This window comes from Streptomyces klenkii (assembly GCF_003626645.1).
GTDB lineage: Bacteria > Actinomycetota > Actinomycetes > Streptomycetales > Streptomycetaceae > Streptomyces > Streptomyces klenkii.
In genome coordinates, this window is record NZ_RBAM01000167.1 from 1 (window position 1) to 1,105 (window position 1,105).

A 1,105-nucleotide genomic window follows, 5' to 3' on the forward strand; every position below is an offset into this window, starting at 1 on the left:
GCCAGCGGGCCAGCAGGCCGACGCCGGCCTCGGCCAGCGCGATGGCGGCGATCAGCACGGCCAGGCGCACGACCCGGGCGCGCGCGGAGCCCTCGGTGAGGGCGTTGACCACCTGCCCGGCGAGCACGGGCGTGGCGACGGCCAGCAGGGCGGTCACGACGCTGAGCAGCAGGAACGCCACGAGCGCGCCCCGGTGGGGGCGGGCGAACCGGCCGATGCGGCGGAGGGTGTCGCGCGAGAAGGGGTGGCGGTCGTCCTGGGCGTGCCGGGCGTTGTAGAGGGCGTTCCAGGCCGTGATCTCCATGCTCATGGGGAGGAGCCTAGAACCTCAATAAAGGTTGAAGTCAAGGGGCGGTCAGGGGCGCTCTGCGTCGGCCGGGCCGCGCACCCGCGTCAGCCGAGCTGCGGGGGGCCGTCCCCGACCAGGCTGTCGCCCAGCGGCGTCCGGTGGTAGAGCACGACCCGGCCGCTGCGGCGGCGGTGGACGAGGCGGGCCTCCAGCAGCACCTTCAGGTGGCCGCCGACCGAGCCGAGGGTGTAGCCGGTCAGGGCCACGAGCTGGGTGGTCGACTTCGGCGCGCCGAGCTGGGTGAGGATCGCCGCCCGGGTCGGGCCGATCAGCCGGCCCAGCGCCTCCTCGGGAACGCGGCGCCCGGCCCCGGGCTCGGCCAGCAGCCCGGAGCAGGGGTAGGTGATGGCGTAGCGGCGCGGCTCGTCGCGGCCGACCCAGCCGCGCGGGGCGGTGGTCGGTATGAACAGCAGCTGCGCGCCGCTGATCTCGCGCGGCGGGTAGGGGTAGGCGTTCACCCGCAGGCGGCCGTCGCCCAGCCAGCGCATGCCGGGGCGCAGGCCGCTGAGCGCCGCGGCCCAGCCGCCGGAGGTCAGCGACTGGGTGCGGGTGGCGATGTCCGCCTCGAACAGCCGCCGGTAGCGCGGCCATTCGGGCCGGACGGTGCGCGTCCAGACCCAGTCGAGCAGCTCCGCGACGCGGTCGGGCAGGTCGGGCACGAGCAACGCCCGCGGCAGGGGCGCGCCGTCCAGCGCCTCGACGATGTGGGCGAGGGCGGCGCGGGCGGGGGTGGAGCGCAGGCGCCGCAGCTCGTCG

General features: G+C 76.6%; 1 protein-coding gene and 1 pseudogene. Both read right to left on the minus strand.

What is annotated here, in order from left to right; genetic code table 11:
* Positions 1-310, minus strand: a pseudogene (locus D7231_RS35490) (ABC transporter ATP-binding protein); the annotation flags it as partial.
* 83 nt (positions 311-393) lie between these two features.
* On the minus strand, positions 394-1,105 hold a 712-nt coding region (locus tag D7231_RS38250; RefSeq protein ID WP_147449917.1), incomplete at its 5' end, for an ArsR/SmtB family transcription factor.